The organism is Mesorhizobium sp. B3-2-1 (assembly GCF_006439515.1).
Classification (GTDB): Bacteria; Pseudomonadota; Alphaproteobacteria; order Rhizobiales; family Rhizobiaceae; genus Mesorhizobium.
This window is the reverse complement of sequence record NZ_VFTI01000002.1, coordinates 22,636-39,740: the sequence shown is the minus strand read 5'-3', so window position 1 is coordinate 39,740 and position 17,105 is coordinate 22,636. Positions and strand designations below refer to the sequence as shown.

The following is a 17,105-nucleotide window of genomic DNA, read 5'->3' as shown; positions in this document are numbered from 1 at the left end:
TCACTACTCACCACTAACTTGTCTCAGCGCTTGGCGATCGGCACGTAGTCGCGCTCCGGCGCGCCGGTGTAGAGCTGGCGCGGGCGGCCGATCTTCTGGCGCGGATCCTCGATCATTTCCTTCCATTGCGCGATCCAGCCGACCGTGCGGGCGACCGCGAACAGCACGGTGAACATGGTGGTGGGGAAACCCAGCGCCTTCAGTGTGATGCCGGAGTAGAAGTCGACGTTGGGATAGAGTTTCTTCTCGATGAAATAGGGATCGGTCAGCGCGATCTTTTCCAGTTCCATCGCGATGTCGAGCAGCGGATCGTCCTTGATGCCGAGTTCGCCTAGGACCTCATGCGCCGTCTTCTGCATGATCTTGGCGCGTGGATCATAGTTCTTGTAGACGCGGTGGCCAAAGCCCATCAGGCGGAACGGATCGTTCTTGTCCTTGGCACGGGCGATGAATTCCGGGATGTGATCGACATGGCCGATCTCGCCCAGCATGTTGAGCGCCGCTTCATTGGCGCCGCCATGGGCCGGGCCCCACAGGCAAGCGATGCCGGCGGCAATGCAGGCGAAGGGGTTGGCGCCCGAGGAGCCGGCGAGACGAACGGTGGAGGTCGAAGCGTTCTGCTCATGATCGGCATGCAGGATGAAGATGCGCTCCATGGCGCGCGCCAGCACCGGGTTGATCTTGTATTCCTCGCAGGGCACGGCAAAGCACATATGCAGGAAGTTGGCGGCAAAATTCAGCTCGTTCTTCGGGTAAATGAAAGGCTGGCCGATGTGGTACTTGTAGGCCATGGCCGCGATCGTCGGCATTTTGGCGATCAGGCGCATGGAGGCAACCATGCGCTGGTACGGGTCGGAGATGTCGGTCGAGTCGTGATAGAAGGCCGATAGCGCGCCGACCACGCCGCACATCACCGCCATCGGGTGCGCGTCGCGGCGGAAGCCGGTGAAGAAGCGCGACATTTGCTCATGCACCATGGTGTGGCGCGTCACGCGATAGTCGAAATCGTCCTTTTGCGCCTTGGTGGGCAGTTCGCCGTAGAGTAGGAGATAGCAGACCTCGAGGAAGTCGCCGTGTTCGGCCAACTGGTCGATCGGGTAGCCGCGATGCAGGAGGATGCCGGCATCACCGTCGATGAAGGTGATCTCCGACTCGCAGCTTGCCGTCGAGGTGAAGCCGGGGTCATAGGTGAAGGCGCCGGTGGTGCTGTAGAGCGAGGCGATGTCGATGACGTCAGGTCCGACCGAGCCGCTTCGCACCTTGAATTCGTGGGTCTTGCCGGCGAATTCCAGCGTTGCCGTGGCCTCCTGGCCGCCCATATCCAGTTTTTTCGCAGCTTCGGTCATTGCAAACTCCTTCTTGTTTCCTCATGCCGGCAAAGGCAAATTCCGCAGAGCGACACGTCGAAATCACCGCAATGCGCGTAGTCGCCACCGCATTTTAGGAGGTGCGTGCCAGATTGGGCCAGGGCCTAATGTTGCACTGCGAAACGCGCCTTTCAATGCCAATCTTCTTGGGCCAGTTTCTTCTTGGGCCAGTTTTCTCCTAATCGATTTGATCCGCTATGCGCGCGAGGCTTTCCTCGCGCCCCAGCACGGCCAGCACGTCGAAGACGCCTGGCGAGGTGCTTTTACCGGTCAAAGCGGCCCGCAACGGCTGGGCCACGGCGCCAAGCTTGTAGCCGCCGGCCAGCGCATAGTCGCGGATCGCGGCCTCGGCCGTGGCCGCTGTCCAGTCGCCGGACAGCGCATTCAAAGCTTCGTGAGCGCCACGCAGGATCTTGCGGGCATCGTCATTGAGCAGGAGAGCCGCCTTGTCGTCGATCGGCAGTGGCCGCGTGGCAAACAGAAAGCCGGCGCCGTCGACGAGCTCGACCAGCGTCTTGGCGCGCTCCTTCAGGCCTGGGAGCGCTGCCAGCAACTGCGCCTTGTTCTTCTCGTCGAGGCGCGCCGCCATCGCCGGGCCACTCTCCAGATAAGGCAAGGTGGCGATGAAGATGTCGAACAATTCGATATCGGCCATGCGGCGCATATGGACGCCGTTCAGCGCCTCGAGCTTGGCGAAGTCAAAGCGCGCCGCGCCCTTGTTGACGTCGCCGATATCGAACCAGGAGATCATGTCCTTGATCGACATGATCTCGTCATCGCCATGGCTCCAGCCGAGCCGCGCCAGGTAATTGAGCAGCGCCTCCGGCAGATAGCCCATGGCACGGTAGGCCTCGACGCCCAGCGCGCCATGGCGCTTCGACAGCTTGGCGCCGTCGGCGCCATGGATGAGCGGGATATGCGACATCGAAGGCACGTCCCAGCCCATGGCGTTGTAGATCACGGTCTGGCGCGCGGCGTTGGTCAGGTGATCGTCGCCACGGATGATGTGGGTGACGCCCATGTCGTGATCGTCGACGACGACGGCATGCATGTAGGTCGGGTTGCCGTCCGAGCGCAGGATGATGAAATCGTCGAGATCCTTGTTGGGGAAGCGCACCTCGCCCTGGACCCGGTCCTGCACCACCGTCTCGCCCTCGGTCGGTGCCTTGATGCGGATGGCGCCCTTGACGCCGGCGGGCGCCTCCGACGGGACGCGGTCACGCCAGTGGCCGTTATAGCGAGGCGGCAGGCCCTTGGCGCGGGCCGCCTCGCGCATCGCCTCGAGCTCGGCTGAAGTCTCGTAGCTGTAATAGGCCTTGCCCAGCCGCACCAGTTCCTCGGCGACCTCCCGGTGGCGCGGCGCGCGCTCGAATTGGGAGACCGCTTCACCGTCCCATGACAGGCCGAGCCAGGTCAGTCCGTCCAGAATGGCTGATGTGGCCGCCTCGGTCGAGCGCTCGCGATCGGTGTCCTCGATACGCAACAGCATCGTGCCGCCGGTGTGCTTGGCATAGAGCCAGTTGAACAGCGCCGTGCGTGCGCCGCCGATGTGCAGATAGCCGGTCGGCGAGGGGGCAAAACGGGTGATGACCTTGTCGGGCATGAAACTCTCGGAAAACGTCTGAAGCTGGGTGCGGAGTGCGCGGACTTTCGCGCGTCGCGCGTTCATGTAGCATAGGGTGTCGAGGGCGCAAGGGGCAGACCCGATGACTGGACGAGGCCGGGGCTCGGATCGGGGCGAGGGCGCCATTGTCGGCGTCAGCGAGCGGTCCCTGTTTACAACGCCTCCGGCGATCCCACTGCCATCGCCGCTCGTGGCTGCGCCCGCAATCCAGCCGCCGCAGGCGGACAGCCCGGCGCCAACTCCGTCTCCCGCCGCGCGCGGGATTGTGCGCGTGCGCCGGCAAATCGGCCTGATTGCCTTGCCTCGCCTGCGTCACGGCGTGGCCAAGGCGGCGGAGCTGGAACTCGACCGGGGCATCGCCTTCCTGCTGGTGCCGGTCTGCCTGGCCGTTGGGGCGATCGGCTACTTTTCGCTGGCGTCCGAGCCCGATTTTGCAAGGCCCGTCGCTGCCGTGATGCTGGCGGCGATCTGTGCATTCGTCTCCCGCTCTTGGCCGAAAACCCATCTGTGTTTCATGGCAGTGCTGTTGTGTGTGCTTGGCCTGCTCGCGGCGAAGGTCGAAACATGGCGAGCCGGAACCCGGATGCTGGGCTCGGAGATATCGACGCAGCTGACCGGCCGCGTGGTCTCGATCGAAGAAATGGAGACCGGCCGCATCCGGCTGACCATGGACGTGATTTCGACGGCCCGCCCGAAACTGCGCTATGCGCCGGAAAGGGTCCGGCTTTCGGCACGCAAGATACCGCCGGAAATGACCGCCGGCTCGCTTGTCACAGGTTATGCCAAACTGCTGCCGCCGACCGGTCCGGTGCGGCCGGACAGCTACGACTTCTCCTTCGAGAGCTATTTCGCCGGCATCGGCGGCAGCGGCTTCTTTCTCGGCAATCCAACCGTTGTCTCCGCCGACGACGGTGAGATGCCGCTGCCGGCACGCCTTTTTTCTGGCATCGAAGATGCCCGCGAAGCCATCGCCGACCATATCAGGGGCAGCATTGGCGGCGCCGAAGGCGAGATCGCGGCGGCGCTGATCGTTGGCGTGCGCGCCGGCATTCCCAATGAAATCAACGAAGCGATGCGGCGTACCGGCATCTATCACATCATCTCCATTTCGGGACTGCATATGGCGCTGGTGGCCGGCACCATCATGGGTCTGTTACGCGGCGTCTTCGCGCTGTTTCCAGGCTTTTCCGCGCGCCGGCCGGTGAAGAAATACGCGGCCGCCGCCGCACTTTTCTCTATCGCCGCCTATCTCGTCATTTCCGGCGTCGTCGTCGCCGCCGAGCGCAGCTTCATCATGCTGGCGGTGATGCTGGCCGCCGTCTTGTTCGATCGCGCGGCACTGACCATGCGCAACCTGGCGATCTCGGCGATCGCCGTCATCCTGGTTTCCCCGCACGAGGTCGTCGGCCCGAGCTTCCAGATGTCGTTCGCTGCGACAGCGGCCTTGGTAGGCGCCTATGCCGGCTGGGCCGACCACCATGCGGGAAAGACGAGGCCACCGCCGCCAAAGCGATCCCTGCCCGGGTTCCTGACGCGAAAGTTCCTCTTGGCGACAGGTGGATTGGCCGTGACATCCATCATCGCCGGCAGCGCAACGGCGCTGTTTGCCATCTGGCATTTCCAGCGGGTGTCGCCGCTCAGCCTGTTCGCCAATCTGGCCGTCATGCCGATCGTATCGGTTGTGATGTTCCTGGCTGTCGCCAGCGCGTTGCTGATGCCGTTCGGGTTGGATTGGCCGGCTCTCTACCTCATGGGCAAGGGCCTGACGGCGATGATCGCCGTATCGGCGTGGATATCGGAGCGCTCTCCGATCGATGGGGTCGGGCTGATCTCGCAGCAATCCGTGCTGCTGGTCACCGTCGCGCTGGTCATCGCGACGATGGCGACGACCTGGCTGCGGCTTGCCGCGCTGCCATTCGCGCTTGCCGGCCTGTTGACCGTGTCGCACACGCGCACGCCCGATGTGCTGATCTCGGAAGATGCGCGGCTGGTCGCATTGCCGATCGGCAATGGCGAACTGGCCGTCAACCGGGAACGTCCGAACGAATTCGCAGCCGAAAACTGGAAACGCGCCCTGGTCTCAGAATCAATCGTCAAACCGGAAATGTTCGACAAGACGGACGGGCAATTCGACATCGCTAGTCCCACCGACCTGCCGCAGGGATCGCCGTTCTATTGCCGCGAAGGCCTGTGTCTTGCCAGGCACCCATCCGGCGCAATCATCGCCTATGTCGAGGATCGCAAGAACACCTGGAAGGCCTGCGCCTTCGCCGACCTGATCGTCGTCAATGACGCTACCGCCTATGACGCCTGCCACAATCCGCTGGTTCTCGTCGTCACGAAACGGCAACTCGCCCGCAAGGGGAGTGCCGCCGTCTTCTTCGATCCCCAGTCGGCCACGAGCCCGGCTGCGATCGAATTCGCCGTCGACGGACCATACCGGCCCTGGCACGAGCAGCGAAAATTCTCACGCGAGGCGAGGGGGCTGCCGCCCTATAAAAAGCCTGACAAACCCGATGGCAAACCGGTTCAGTAGCGTCTTATCAGCCCGACCAGCTTGCCCTGCACCTTGACCCTGTCTGGCCCGAAGATGCGTGTTTCGTAGGCTGGATTGGCGGCTTCGAGCGCGATCGAAGCGCCCTTGCGGCGAAACCGCTTCAGCGTTGCTTCCTCCTCATCGACCAGCGCCACGATGATTTCGCCCGGACTTGCCGTATCGGCATTGCGGATGATGACCGTGTCGCCGTCGAAGATACCGGCCTCGATCATCGAGTCGCCCTTGACCTCCAGCGCATAGTGCTCGCCGCCCATGATCATGTCCGGCGGCACCGAAATCGAATGCGTCTGATGCTGGATGGCATCGATCGGCACACCGGCGGCGATACGGCCCATGACCGGAATGGACACGGCTGAAACCGCATCGTCGTCGTTACCGGCCGCCGGCAGGCGAGAAGGCGCCGCCGCCGGCCTGATCTGGCGGCCGAGACCGCCTTGGCCAAGGCTGCCCTGGATGACGCTTGGCGAGAACTTCTTCGCCGCATTGAGGCCCGGCGCGATCGAGTCCGGCAGCCGCAGCACTTCCAGCGCGCGCGCCCGGTTGGGCAGCCGGCGAATGAAGCCGCGTTCCTCCAGCGCCGTGATCAGGCGATGGATCCCCGACTTGGAGGCAAGATCGAGCGCTTCCTTCATCTCGTCGAAGGAGGGCGGTATCCCGCTTTCCTTGAGCCGTTCGTGGATGAACATCAGCAGTTCATGTTGCTTGCGTGTCAGCATGGCGGCCCCCAAGGCATTGAACGAAAGGTCTGAACCAGAATCGAAAAACAAACCCAGAACAAACACTATCTGTTCCAGTTGTGTTCCGCAACCGTTTAAAGTTTAATGAATTTGTTAAGGCATCTGAAGTTTTTTGCCCGCGACAGCGGACGGCAATCGACCTTTTCCGCCGTCGGCAAGCACATTGAAATCGTTTTGGTTAATGGGCTGTGGCCCATCCTCCGCCGAGGCTTGGCATCAGTCTTTTGGAGGGCTTTTCCGGGGGTGGATCGTAAAAATTGTGGATCCATCATTCGCGGAACGAAACGAAATCAAAACGCCAACGATCGTAGCTTCGGGCAGCGATGGATCCAGGCGTCCGGCCGGCCCCGATCAAGTGCGTGCGAACAGGCGTCGCAGGAGCGCTGAAGTCATCCCGAACTCGCTTTCGAGCTGCCGGCGCGGGCAGCGTATTCGGTTGCGCCGCTGTCTTCGCTGTGGACGTAGACACGCAGGGTGTAGCCGATATGCGCCGTCATCAGCGCCTTGGCCCGCTCGACGTCACGATCGAGTGCCGCTTCCATGATCGCGGTATGGTGTTCGATCGCAATCGCTTCGCGCAGTGCCTTCATCGCCGCTTCATAGCCATCCTTGAGGCCAGCCGCGGCCCGCAATGTCGGCGCCAGACCAAGAAAGCGATGGTGCCGGCGCAGCTGATCCGAGATTGTCGAGCGGAAACGCAGCAGCCAGTCGCATGTGGCGGCGCTCAGTAGCGCCGCATGGAAAGCCTCGTGGTTCTCGTCCCATTTGTCGACGGCCGCATCCGAGGGATCGTCGACCGCGGTCTTGCAGCGGGAGAGCCGGTAGTGGGCGGTGACGACAGCATCCTCCCACTCCTTGCCGCCTTTCTCCATCGCTTCGAGGAACAGGGGGATCTCGACCACCATCCTGGCGCGCGCCAGATCCTCCAGTTCGGCCCGCGACACCGGAGCCACGGTAAAGCCGCGATTGCTGATGGCGGTGACTAGGCGTTCGGCCTCGAGCCGCGACAAGGCTTCTCGCAACGGCGTCCAGCCGACGCCGTAGGTACCGCGCAGCGCACTCAGCTTGAGCGGGGCGCCGGGCATGAGGCGCGTGGTCAGGATATCGCGCCGCAACAGCTGATAGGCTGCCTCCGTCTTTGTGGAGCTGGTTTGATCCTGCATCGCGGTCCATCCGTCGTCTGGCAGAGAAAAATTATATATGATGTCGGAGCATGGCAAGAATTATATATAATATTTGACACGGGCCGGCGGACTGACCATGATCGCCGCAGTAGCCGCGCTCCAAGCGGCGCTGATCAAATCTGGGAGGAAATGATGTTGAAGTCGAAATCCGCTTGGTTGTCGGGTTTGTTCCTGGCCGGCGCATTGATGGTGAGCGCGGGTACTGCCGCTGCCGATCAGATACGCATCGGCATTGCCAATTTCGGCGAGCACCCCCAGCTCAACGCCGCTATAGCCGGCTTCAAGAAGGCGCTGACGGATAATGGCTTCGTCGAGGGCAAGGACGTCGTCTATACGGAGAGCCATACGAATTTCGATGCATCGCTGGTGCCGCAGATGATCGCCAAGCTGCAAGCGGAGCAGCCCAAGCTGATCTACACCATCACCACGCCGGTCTCGCAGATCGCCAAGAAGGCGCTCGCGGGCTCCGGCATTCCGATCGTCTTTGCCGCGGTCACGGATCCGGTGGCGGCCAAGCTGGTACCGTCATGGGACTCCGGAGACGAAGGCATGACCGGCGCCAGCGACCTGCAGGACGTCGCCGCGGTAATGGCCTTCACCAAGAAGCTGCTGCCGAACGCCAAGCGCTTTGGCGTGCCTTACAATCCGGGCGAGGCCAACGACGTTGCCTTGGTCGAAAAGATCAAGGCGGCGGCACCCGCCGCCGGCTTCGAGGTCGTGGAAGTCGGCATCGACAACGTCAATGACATCCAGCAGCGCATCGCTTCGCTTGCCGGCAAGGCCGACGTGATCTACGGCCCGGCTTCGAACCTGATCCAGCCGGCGATCGCCGCTGTCTCCGCGGCCGCCCGCCAGGCCGGTATTCCGGTCGTCAATTCCGATGACAGCGCGGTCCGCAACGGCACCGTGCCGGCAAGCTTCGCGGTCAATTACACGCAGGTCGGTATCAACGCCGGCAACATCGCCGCCGAAATCCTAAGGGGCAAGGATCCCAAGACGATCGCGCCGTCACGTCCTGCCTACAAGGACCACATGGCGACGATCTCGCGCAAGGCGATGGCGGCGTTCGGCATCGAGATACCGGCTTCGATGGCCGATTGCGGCTGCATCGTCGACTGACATCGGGGCTGTGAGGGTGACGGCGCGGACGCCGTCACCTTGAGGTCAGGGAGGAACGATGCTCGAGATCCGATCCGCGCGCAAAGTGTTCTACAAGGGCCAGGCCGACGAGAAGGTCGCGCTGGACGGTCTCAGCCTGTCGCTTGCCACGGGCGAGTTCGGCATCGTCATCGGCTCCAACGGAGCCGGCAAGAGCAGCATGCTCAACGCCATTTCCGGCGCCCTGATCCTCGATTCCGGCCAGATCCTGATCAACGGCACCGATGTGACTGGCATGCCCGTGCACAAGCGCGCCGCGAAGCTGGCTCGGGTGTTCCAGGACCCGATGCGCGGTACCGCCGCCAGCATGACGGTCGCGGAAAACATGCTGCTGGCTGATTTGCGCAGCAGCAAGCGCACTTTGCGCCAGGGCCTGAACGCCACCCGGCTTGCGTCCTACAGGGAACGCCTATCGATACTGGGTCTCGGCCTCGAAAATCGTCTCGGCACGCGCGTCGACCTGCTCTCGGGCGGGCAGCGGCAATCCCTGTCTCTGATCATGGCAGTCGGCGGATCGCCGGACCTGCTGCTGCTCGACGAGCATACCGCGGCACTCGATCCGCGCACGGCCGAGATCGTCATGCAGGCAACGGTGCGCGCCGTCAGCGCATTGAAGCTGACGACCTTGATGGTGACCCACAACATGCAACACGCCGTCGACTATGGCAGCCGGGTGATCATGCTCGACGCCGGCCGTGTCCTCCTGGAGGTCACAGGCGAAGAGAAGGCGAGGGTCACGGTTATCGATCTGATCGGCCATTTCTCCGTCAAGACCGACCGCATGCTGCTGGCGAGCTGATCATCATGGGCTTTATCGAGGACGTTCTCACCAGCTTCGTCGCGATCATGCCGGTCACCCTGGCGCAAAGCCTGATCCTGGCCTTTGTCGTGCTCGGGATCATGATCCCGTTTCGGATGCTGAATTTTCCCGATCTCACCAGCGAAGGCGCTTTTCCGCTGGGCGGCTGCGTCTGCGGCGTTCTCCTTGCCGCCGGCGCATCGCCGCTGATGGGCATCGCTGCCGCCCTCGTTGCCGGCTTTGCGGCGGGCTGCTGCACTGCCTTCATCCATCTGCGCTTCCGCATCCACACGCTTCTTGCCGGCATCCTGATGATGACGATGCTCTACAGCATCAATCTTCGGATCATGGGTAAGTCCAACCTCTCCGTGTTCGGGTCGCCGACGGTGTTCGACTGGGTGCCGTTCGCGCGGCCGGGTTTCCCCGCCAGCAAGATCGCCGTCGCGGGCCTTCTCGCGCTTGTCGCCTTCATGCTGCTCTACATGTTCTTCAGGACCGAGAAGGGGACTGCCGTGCGCGCCGTGGGCGCCAATCCTGACATGGCCGAGGCGCAAGGCATCAATGTCTGGGCCGCGACCATAGGCGGTGTCGGGTTGGCGAGCGCTTTTTCGGCTTCAAGCGGCGCGCTGATGGTGCAGTCGCAGGGGTTCGCCGACGTCAATATGGGCCTGGGAATTCTCATCAATGGCCTTGCCGCGCTGATGATCGGCGAGGCCGTCGTCGGCAAGCAGACGGTCTGGCGTCAGTTGCTGGCGCCCTTCGCCGGCGCGATCATCTACTACCAGCTGGTGTCGTTCTGCCTCGCCGCCGGCATGCCGCCGCCTGATCTGAAGCTTGCAACGGGCCTGTTCGTGCTGGCCATGCTTGCCTTGCCCAGCCTGAAGCGCAGCCGGGGAGCCGCACCGGTACGCGAAGCCATTCGTGAGTAACCAGGACGTGAATAACCAGGGAATGTCACAGATCATGCACGCAACGCTCGATCTAGCAGCCGTCGAAGCCATGGACGCGGCGGACCCACTGCGTGCCATGCGCGACCGGTTCATTTTGCCGGAAGGCGTCATCTATCTCGACGGCAATTCGCTCGGCGCCGCGGCACCCGCGATTTTCAACGAGCTGCAGAAGGCAGCGACGCAGGAGTGGGCGCAGGATTTGATCCGCGCCTGGAACACCGCCGGCTGGTTCGACATGCCGGTCGCGCTTGGCGACCAGTTGGGACGGCTGATCGGTGCGGCGGCCGGTCAGACGGTGGTCTGCGATACGACCTCGATCAACATCTACAAGGTGCTGCATGCCGCACTTGGCATGCGGCCGGACCGGTCGGTCATCGTCGCTGAGGGCGACAGTTTTCCAACCGATCTCTATATGGCCGAAGGCGTGGCCTCGACGCGGCCCGGCACCGTGCTGCGGCTCGAGGGCGTCGATGCGCCGACTATCGAGGAACTGATCGACGAGCGCGTTGCGGTCATCCTGGTCAACCATGTCAATTACAAATCCGGCCAGCTGCGCGACATGGCGGCGCTGACATGCAAGGCCCATCAGGTCGGTGCGCTGATCGTCTGGGATCTCTGCCATACGGCCGGCGCCTTGCCGGTCGAACTCGACAGCACCAATGCGGATTTCGCCATCGGCTGCACGTACAAATATCTCAATGGCGGTCCGGGCGCGCCAGCCTTCATCTACGCCGCCGAACGTCATCACGATAGAGTCCAGCAGCCGCTCAGCGGTTGGTGGGGCCATGCGCGGCCCTTTGCCTTCGAACAGGGTTATGCGGCCGGCAGCGGCATCCGCAGGTTTCTGTGCGGCACGCAGCCTGTCTTGTCGATGCGGGCGCTCAAGGGAGCACTGGACCTTTGGGACGATGTCGACATGGCGGCGGTGCGCAAGAAGAGCATTGCACTCACCGATCTGTTCGTCCAACTCGTCGAAACCAGATGCGGCGCCTACGGCCTGGAGCTGGAAAGCCCGCGCGACGGCAAGCAGCGCGGCAGCCAGGTGTCGTTCCTCCATCCGCACGGCTACCAGGTGATGCGGGCACTGATCGAGCGCGGCGTGATCGGCGATTTCCGTGCGCCGTCGACGATCCGCTTCGGCTTCACGCCGCTCTATGTCCGTTACGCCGATGTATGGCAGGCGGTCGAGGTACTGGAAGATATCCTGCGCACCGGCGCCTGGAAGGATGCGCGCTTCGCGGTCAAGACGGCGGTGACCTGAAAAGTCGGCGCAATTCCTGTGGGAAACCTGTGATGCGGTTTTCCCACGGGAATTGCGTCAAAACAAAGAGTTCAAAGCCGGGTACGGACGTTCCAGAGTTCCGGAAACAGGACGACCTCGAGCATCTTCTTGAGGTAGGAGGCGCCCGATGTGCCGCCGGTGCCGCGCTTCAGGCCGATGATGCGTTCGACCGTGGTGACGTGGTTGAAGCGCCAGCGGCGGAAGTAGTCCTCGAAATCGACCAGTTTCTCGGCCAGTTCGTAGAACATCCAGTAGCGTTGCGGATCGCGGTACACCGTCTGCCAGGCTACAAGGACCTCTTCGTTCTCCGTTCGCGCCTCGCGCCAGTCCGTGCGCTTTGCGTCCGCGCCAATATCGAAGCCGTTGCGCGCCAGAAGCAGCAGCGCTTCGTCGTAGAGCGACGGCTCGGCCAGGATCACCTCCAGCTTCTGGCTGAGGTCCGGCCGGTGCTTGTGCGGCCCGAGCATGGCGAGATTGCGATTGCCGGCCATGAACTCGATGGCGCGATACTGCCAGGACTGGAAACCCGAGGACTGGCCGAGCGCGTCGCGGAACTCGGTGTATTCGCTGGGCGTCATCGTGCGCAGCACGTCCCAGGCATTGTTCAACTGCTCGAAAATGCGGGCGACGCGCGACAGCATCTTGAAGCTCGGCTCGAGCCGATCGGCACGGATCGAGCGGATCGCCGCGCCAATCTCATGCAGGGCGAGCTTCATCCAGAGTTCCGATGTCTGGTGCTGGATGATGAACAGCATCTCGTCATGCGCCGACGACAGCGGCGCCTGCGCGTCGAGCACTTTCTCCAGGTGCAGATAGTCGCTGTAGGACATGCGTTCGTTGAACGACATCTCAGCACCTTCGGACGCCGGATCGTAGGGCTCGCTCAATTGATTTTCTCCGTGCGCAGCCGGAAGCGCTGGATCTTGCCGGTCTGGGTCTTGGGCAGGGCGGCGATGAATTTGACCGATCGCGGATATTTATAGGGCGCGATGATTGTCTTGACGTGGTCCTGCAGGCGCTTGACGGTCATCGCGTCCGGCGCGACGCCTTGTACCAAGACGACATGCGCCTCGACGATCTGGCCGCGCTCGCCATCCTCGGCGCCGATGACCGCGCATTCGGCGACATCGGGATGCGACAGCAGCGCCGCCTCGACCTCGGGGCCTGCGATGTTGTAGCCGGCGCTGACGATCATGTCGTCGGAACGCGCTGCGAAGTGGAAGAAGCCGTCCTCATCCTGCGTGAAGGTGTCGCCGGTGAGGTTCCAGCCGTCGCGCACATAATCCTTCTGCCTGTCATCGGCCATGTAGCGGCAGCCGGTCGGACCGCGCACCGCCAGCCGTCCGGTCTCGCCACGCGGCACCTCGCGCATCTCGTCGTCGACGATGCGCGCCTCGTAGCCGCCGACCGGCTTGCCGGTCGAAGCCGGCTTCCTGTCGTCGAAGCGGTTGGAGATGAAGATATGCAGCATTTCGGTGGCGCCGATGCCGTCGAGGATCGGCTTGCCGGTCTTTCGTGTCCACTCTTCGAAGACCGGAGCCGGCAAGGTCTCGCCGGCGGAAACGGCAACGCGCAGCGATGACAGGTCGGCGCCTTCGTCCATGGCCTTCAGCATGGCCCGGTAAGCGGTCGGCGCGGTGAAGGAAATGGTCGCTTTGTAGGTCTCGATGATGTGGATCATGTTGGGCGGCGTCGCCTGCTCCAACAGCGTCGCCGCCGCGCCGAATCGCAGGGGAAAGATGGCGAGCCCGCCGAGACCAAAGGTGAAGGCGAGCGGCGGCGAGCCGACGAAGATGTCGTCGGGCGTCACCTGCAGGACTTCACGGGCGTAGGCATCTGCGATGATCAGGAGATCGCGGTGGAAATGCATGGTAGCCTTCGGCACGCCCGTGGTGCCCGAGGTGAAGCCGAGCAGGGCGACATCGTCGCGGCCGGTGCTGACGGCGGTGAAGGTAACAGGCTTATCGAGGGCGGCGCGGTCGAGTTCGGCGTCATGGTTGGCGGTGCCGTCGAAGCCGATCACCTGCTTCAGGAACGCGCTGTCCTTGGCGCAGGCGGTCATCTCGTCCATCAGCCTGGTGTCGCAGAGCGCGGTCGTGATCTCGGCCTTGTCGACGATCTTGGTGAGTTCACCGGCGCGCAGCATGGGCATGGTGTTGACGACGACAGCGCCGACCTTGGTGGCGGCCAGCCAGCAGGCGACCATTGCCGGGTTGTTGGCGGAGCGGATCAGCACCCGGTTGCCCGGCTCGACGCCATAATTCTCGACCAGCGCATGGGCGAGCCGGTTCGTCCAGTCTGACAGTTCCTTGTAGGTGCGGCGACGGCCATTGCCGATCAGGGCGGTGTGGTCGCCGAGGCCCTTCTCGACCAGCCTGTCGGTCAGTTCGACACCGGCGTTGAGGTGTTCTGGATAGTCGAAGCCGTCGAGCAGGAAGTCCGGCCATTGCTCGGGCGGCGGCAGATGATCGCGCGTGAACGTGTCGGTATGCGCTGAAGGCCCAAGCATGTCGCCGCTGTCCCTATCTGCTGCCCGGCCAGCGTGCTGGACACGTGACCAGAGGCGGTGGATCTGAATTCCTGTCTCTCGCGAAAGGCTTCGTGCGGCCGGAAAACACCTTGTCGACATGCCACCGGAAAGGTCACCATCGACACGTTCGGACAGCACAGCGGACCTCCCATTTTGTCGGCTGTTCCGTAGGCAGGATCGCACCACTCGAAATTTGCTTCAAGCCTAAAATGTTTTGCCGTGGAGCATTGACGCAAGACGTGGCGGCGGCCATTGCTAGTGTTGAAACGATGCCGCTTCGGGGAGGGTGCCGATGCTCGACCATCGCATTGCCGACTGGGACAATGCCTACGCCAACGGCGCCAATATCGCCGGCAGCGACCGTTGGCCGGCCGCCTGGGCGGAACCCGCGCAAGCGTTTCGTGACGCACTGTCGGCGCAGGGCCGGGCACGGCTCGACATCGCCTATGGTGATCGGCCGCGCAATCGGTTCGACCTTTTCCTTCCCAATAGCGCTCCCAGAGGACTCGTGGTGTTCATCCATGGCGGCTATTGGATGGAGACCGACAAGAGCTTGTGGTCGCACCTCGCCGGTGGCGGGGTCGGCAACGGCTTCGCCGTGGCGATGCCGTCCTATACGCAATGCCCGGACATACGCATCGCCGGCATTGTCAGCGAAATCGGGGCGGCGATCGGCAAGGCGGCGACCATGGTCGGGGGACCACTGATGCTGACCGGACATTCGGCCGGTGGACATCTCGCCAGCCGCATGGTGACCGAAACAGCGCCTCTGGTCCCAGATGTTGCAAGGCGCATACGCCATGTCGTTTCGATTTCAGGCTTGCATGATTTGCGTCCGCTGATGCGCACGGACATGAACGCGGTGCTGAAGATCGACGAGCATGAGGCGCTGACGGAAAGCCCGGCACTGCTACGGCCCATGGATGGTGTCCGCATCACTTGCTGGGTCGGAGGGGGTGAACGCTCGGAATTTCTGCGCCAGAATGCGTTGCTGGCCAACATCTGGACCGGGCTTGGTGCCACCACCAGCGCCGTGGTCGAACCCGACCGGCATCATTACGATGTTGTCGATGGCCTTGCCGACCCTGCGCACGCGCTGACGCGAACCTTGATCTCGGAATAGCCGAGATCATTTTTATCTTCTTATCAGCTCATTATCGGAAAATTCTTCAGCGTAACATCAGAACGCTGCAAGCGTCTCCGGCAACAGATGCAGGGGCAAAAGGCGCGCGTACGACCAGCCCGTTGGCGTCGGCAAGCATCCTCAGCATCGAAGAATCCTGGATGCCGAACGGCGTTGCTACCATTTCGCCGTGGTCTTCCCTGACCACCGCCCGCACATAATCCTGGCGCAGGTCGTTGGCCGGCATTGCGGTGCCCAACCGCGCCGGGCGGATGGCCTGACGGTAGGCGCGGCCGCCCAGTCTTGCCAGAAGCGGCATCAGGAACAATTGCGAACAGACCAGGCTGGCCACCGGGTTGCCGGGCAGGCCGATGCATCTGATATCGCCGAGGCGTCCGAACATCAGCGGCTTGCCGGGGCGCATGGCGATCTTCCAGAAGCCGAGGGTCATGCCTTCGCCGGTCAACACGTCATGGATCAGGTCGTGGTCGCCGACCGAGGCGCCGCCCAGCGTGACGATGACATCGGCGCCCGCCGCGACCGCTTTCCTGACCAGGCCGGCGATGGCGTCCTTGCGGTCGGCGGCAATACCGAGATCGAGCGCGCGGGCACCGACCGATTGTGCTGCCGCGACGACGCCATAAGCGTTGGACGAGATGATCTGGTCCGGCCCGAGTTCGCTTCCGGGCGGCAACAGCTCGTCACCGGTGGCGATGATGGCGACCAGCGGCCGTTTCACCACGCTCACCTGGGGATGATTGGCCGATGCCGCCAGCGACAGTGCCGCCGGGTCGAGCGCGCGCCCCTTTTCCAGCACGACGTCGCCCTTGGAAAAATCGAGACCGATGCGGCGGATGTTACGCCACTCTGTGGTGGGCTCGATCACCTCGATGTTGCCACCGCCGATATCCCGGACATTCTCCTGGATGACGATGGTGTCGGCGCCTTCAGGCAGCGGTGCGCCGGTGAAGATGCGCACGGCCTGTGCCTGGCCGACCGTACCGTCAAAGCCACGCCCGGCCGGCGCCATGCCGATCACCGAGAGTTTCGACGGTACCGACGCGACATCGGCGGTTCGCACCGCATAGCCGTCCATGGCCGAAGCGTTGAAGGGCGGCTGGGTGCGTAGCGCCACGACCGGTTGCGCCAGCACACGGTCGACCGCCTCGATGAGAGGGACGCTTTCGCCGGCCAGCGGCATGGCGCCGTCGAGGAGGCGTTCGAGCGCCTCGGCGACCGGAACCAGCGCCATCAGGCACCTGCCTTGTAGTCGCCGGACTTGCCGCCGGTCTTTTCGACCAGCCGGACGCCTGAGATGACCATGGCGCGGTCAACGGCTTTGGCCATGTCGTAGATGGTCAGGCAAGCCACCGACGCGGCGGTCAACGCTTCCATCTCGACGCCTGTCTTGCCGCTGACACGAGCCAATGCCGTGACTTTCAGGCCGGGCAGCGCATGGTCAGGCTCGATGTCGACGGAAACCTTGGTCAACAGCAGGGGATGGCAGAGCGGGATCAACTCATGCGTCTTCTTCGCCGCCATGATGCCGGCGATGCGCGCGGTGCCGAGCACATCGCCTTTCTTGGCATTGCCGGCGAGGATGGTCTTCAACGTCTCTGGCCGCATCGAGACGAAACCTTCGGCAATCGCGGTGCGCGTCGTCTCGTCCTTGTCGCCGACATCGACCATGTTGGCCTCGCCCTGCGCACCGAGATGAGTGAGGCCGGCCGCCATCGTCAAATCGCCATGGAGCGACGTGCGTCCATTCGGACGCACAAAGTGCGCTCTATCACT

At 63.2% G+C, this 17,105-nt stretch carries 14 protein-coding genes; 6 read left to right on the top strand and 8 right to left on the bottom strand.

Annotation, left to right across the window (positions count from 1 at the left end):
* Nucleotides 1–23 precede the first annotated feature (23 nt).
* Nucleotides 24–1,346, bottom strand: coding sequence for a citrate synthase (gltA, locus tag FJW08_RS01990; RefSeq protein ID WP_140808460.1), 1,323 nt, complete (start codon nt 1,344–1,346; stop codon nt 24–26).
* A 199-nt stretch (nt 1,347–1,545) separates the two neighbouring features.
* Nucleotides 1,546–2,970 (bottom strand): glutamate--tRNA ligase, encoded by a 1,425-nt coding sequence (gltX, locus tag FJW08_RS01985; protein WP_140808458.1) that lies wholly within the window; start codon nt 2,968–2,970, stop codon nt 1,546–1,548.
* A gap of 103 nt (nt 2,971–3,073) precedes the next feature.
* On the opposite strand from gltX, the gene FJW08_RS01980 reads away from it, so the two are divergent.
* Nucleotides 3,074–5,527: a ComEC/Rec2 family competence protein gene (locus FJW08_RS01980; RefSeq protein ID WP_140808456.1), complete on the top strand. Its 2,454-nt coding sequence runs from the start codon at nt 3,074–3,076 to the stop codon at nt 5,525–5,527.
* Here the strand turns inward: FJW08_RS01980 and lexA are convergent.
* A complete protein-coding gene (lexA, locus tag FJW08_RS01975) occupies nt 5,521–6,264 on the bottom strand; it encodes a transcriptional repressor LexA (RefSeq protein ID WP_140757454.1) in 744 nt (247 codons plus the stop codon). The genes FJW08_RS01980 and lexA overlap by 7 nt on opposite strands.
* A gap of 410 nt (nt 6,265–6,674) precedes the next feature.
* Nucleotides 6,675–7,448 carry a GntR family transcriptional regulator gene (locus FJW08_RS01970; protein ID WP_140808454.1) on the bottom strand — a complete coding sequence of 258 codons (774 nt, stop codon included), beginning with the start codon at nt 7,446–7,448 and terminating at the stop codon, nt 6,675–6,677.
* A gap of 153 nt (nt 7,449–7,601) precedes the next feature.
* Between FJW08_RS01970 and FJW08_RS01965 the strand changes: the two genes are divergently transcribed.
* From FJW08_RS01965 to kynU, 4 genes are read left to right on the top strand one after another with little or no spacing between them, the layout of a single operon-like run.
* Nucleotides 7,602–8,588, top strand: coding sequence for an ABC transporter substrate-binding protein (locus FJW08_RS01965; RefSeq protein ID WP_140808452.1), 987 nt, complete (start codon nt 7,602–7,604; stop codon nt 8,586–8,588).
* A gap of 58 nt (nt 8,589–8,646) precedes the next feature.
* The gene (locus tag FJW08_RS01960; protein ID WP_140808450.1) at nt 8,647–9,426 is read left to right on the top strand and encodes an ABC transporter ATP-binding protein; all 780 of its coding nucleotides are present in this window, start codon (nt 8,647–8,649) and stop codon (nt 9,424–9,426) included.
* A 5-nt stretch (nt 9,427–9,431) separates the two neighbouring features.
* Nucleotides 9,432–10,355: an ABC transporter permease gene (locus FJW08_RS01955; protein WP_140757450.1), complete on the top strand. Its 924-nt coding sequence runs from the start codon at nt 9,432–9,434 to the stop codon at nt 10,353–10,355.
* 34 nt (nt 10,356–10,389) lie between these two features.
* The gene (gene kynU / locus FJW08_RS01950) at nt 10,390–11,637 is read left to right on the top strand and encodes a kynureninase (protein ID WP_140808877.1); all 1,248 of its coding nucleotides are present in this window, start codon (nt 10,390–10,392) and stop codon (nt 11,635–11,637) included.
* 71 nt (nt 11,638–11,708) lie between these two features.
* Here the strand turns inward: kynU and kynA are convergent, their stop codons facing one another.
* Both kynA and FJW08_RS01940 read right to left on the bottom strand, forming a co-directional pair.
* Entirely contained in the window at nt 11,709–12,545 is an 837-nt protein-coding gene (gene kynA, locus FJW08_RS01945) for a tryptophan 2,3-dioxygenase (RefSeq protein WP_140808448.1), read from the bottom strand.
* Nucleotides 12,542–14,167, bottom strand: coding sequence for an AMP-binding protein (locus FJW08_RS01940; protein WP_140808446.1), 1,626 nt, complete (start codon nt 14,165–14,167; stop codon nt 12,542–12,544). Before FJW08_RS01940 ends, kynA begins: the two co-directional genes overlap by 4 nt.
* 313 nt (nt 14,168–14,480) lie before the next feature.
* Between FJW08_RS01940 and FJW08_RS01935 the strand changes: the two genes are divergently transcribed.
* On the top strand, nt 14,481–15,311 hold the full coding sequence (locus FJW08_RS01935) for an alpha/beta hydrolase (RefSeq protein ID WP_140808444.1): 831 nt from the start codon (nt 14,481–14,483) through the stop codon (nt 15,309–15,311).
* A 46-nt stretch (nt 15,312–15,357) separates the two neighbouring features.
* Here FJW08_RS01935 and glp read toward each other — a convergent pair whose 3' ends face one another.
* Both glp and moaC read right to left on the bottom strand, forming a co-directional pair.
* Nucleotides 15,358–16,563: a gephyrin-like molybdotransferase Glp gene (glp, locus tag FJW08_RS01930; protein WP_140808442.1), complete on the bottom strand. Its 1,206-nt coding sequence runs from the start codon at nt 16,561–16,563 to the stop codon at nt 15,358–15,360.
* A complete protein-coding gene (gene moaC / locus FJW08_RS01925) occupies nt 16,563–17,045 on the bottom strand; it encodes a cyclic pyranopterin monophosphate synthase MoaC (protein ID WP_140808440.1) in 483 nt (160 codons plus the stop codon). Before moaC ends, glp begins: the two co-directional genes overlap by 1 nt.
* Nucleotides 17,046–17,105: the final 60 nt, after the last annotated feature.

Excerpts from the sequence above, each read along its gene's own strand:
- gltA (WP_140808460.1), bottom strand. The coding sequence starts at position 1,346 with ATGACCGAAGCTGCGAAAAAACTGGATATGGGCGGCCAGGAGGCCACG.
- gltX (WP_140808458.1), bottom strand. The coding sequence starts at position 2,970 with ATGCCCGACAAGGTCATCACCCGTTTTGCCCCCTCGCCGACCGGCTAT.
- FJW08_RS01980 (WP_140808456.1), top strand. The coding sequence starts at position 3,074 with ATGACTGGACGAGGCCGGGGCTCGGATCGGGGCGAGGGCGCCATTGTC.
- lexA (WP_140757454.1), bottom strand. The coding sequence starts at position 6,264 with ATGCTGACACGCAAGCAACATGAACTGCTGATGTTCATCCACGAACGG.
- FJW08_RS01970 (WP_140808454.1), bottom strand. The coding sequence starts at position 7,448 with ATGCAGGATCAAACCAGCTCCACAAAGACGGAGGCAGCCTATCAGCTG.
- FJW08_RS01965 (WP_140808452.1), top strand. The coding sequence starts at position 7,602 with ATGTTGAAGTCGAAATCCGCTTGGTTGTCGGGTTTGTTCCTGGCCGGC.
- FJW08_RS01960 (WP_140808450.1), top strand. The coding sequence starts at position 8,647 with ATGCTCGAGATCCGATCCGCGCGCAAAGTGTTCTACAAGGGCCAGGCC.
- FJW08_RS01955 (WP_140757450.1), top strand. The coding sequence starts at position 9,432 with ATGGGCTTTATCGAGGACGTTCTCACCAGCTTCGTCGCGATCATGCCG.
- kynU (WP_140808877.1), top strand. The coding sequence starts at position 10,390 with ATGCACGCAACGCTCGATCTAGCAGCCGTCGAAGCCATGGACGCGGCG.
- FJW08_RS01940 (WP_140808446.1), bottom strand. The coding sequence starts at position 14,167 with ATGCTTGGGCCTTCAGCGCATACCGACACGTTCACGCGCGATCATCTG.
- FJW08_RS01935 (WP_140808444.1), top strand. The coding sequence starts at position 14,481 with ATGCTCGACCATCGCATTGCCGACTGGGACAATGCCTACGCCAACGGC.
- glp (WP_140808442.1), bottom strand. The coding sequence starts at position 16,563 with ATGGCGCTGGTTCCGGTCGCCGAGGCGCTCGAACGCCTCCTCGACGGC.
- moaC (WP_140808440.1), bottom strand. The coding sequence starts at position 17,045 with ATGGCGGCCGGCCTCACTCATCTCGGTGCGCAGGGCGAGGCCAACATG.